Raw genomic sequence first — 517 nt, forward strand, 5'->3', positions numbered from 1 at the left:
TGAAGTCGCTGCTGGCCTCGCTCAGAACAATACTGATGGTGGCCGTCTCGCCCGCTTTCAGCTGCGTATCCGAGGCACTGAAGGTGGTGACCGTCGGCCTGGTTTTATCCAGCGTGGCCGTATCCGTCACCGCCGYCGCSGCATTGCCCGCGCTGTCRGTCACTGTCACCGACAGCGTCAGGGTACCGTCGTTCAGRTTACCCAGGTTGATATTGCCGATGCTTTGCGTTGCGGACGTCAAGGTACCGTTGCCGGTCACATCAGCCCCGCCGTTGGCGCTGGAGATGGTATAGCTGTAGCTGGCGCCCACCTCGGTCCCGGTAAAGCTGAAGCTCGCCGAGCTGGCTTCAGAGCTGTTGTAGCTGGTGTCATTCAGCGCCACGCTGTGGCCGCTCGGCACCGCGGTATCCAGCGCACTGGTTGCCGTCACCGCCGTCGCCGCATTGCCCGAGGTATCGGTAAGCGTCACCGACAGTGTCAGATCACCGTCGTTCAGGCCGCCCAGGTTGATATTGCC

General features: G+C 62.2%; 1 protein-coding gene. It reads left to right on the top strand.

Features of this window, described 5'->3' with window-relative positions:
• Positions 1-517 (top strand): hypothetical protein (locus tag EIZ48_RS28675; RefSeq protein ID WP_192928771.1); only part of this gene is annotated, 517 nt, incomplete at both ends.

The organism is Photobacterium alginatilyticum (genome assembly GCF_009910675.1).
Taxonomy (GTDB): Bacteria; Pseudomonadota; Gammaproteobacteria; order Enterobacterales; family Vibrionaceae; genus Photobacterium; species Photobacterium alginatilyticum.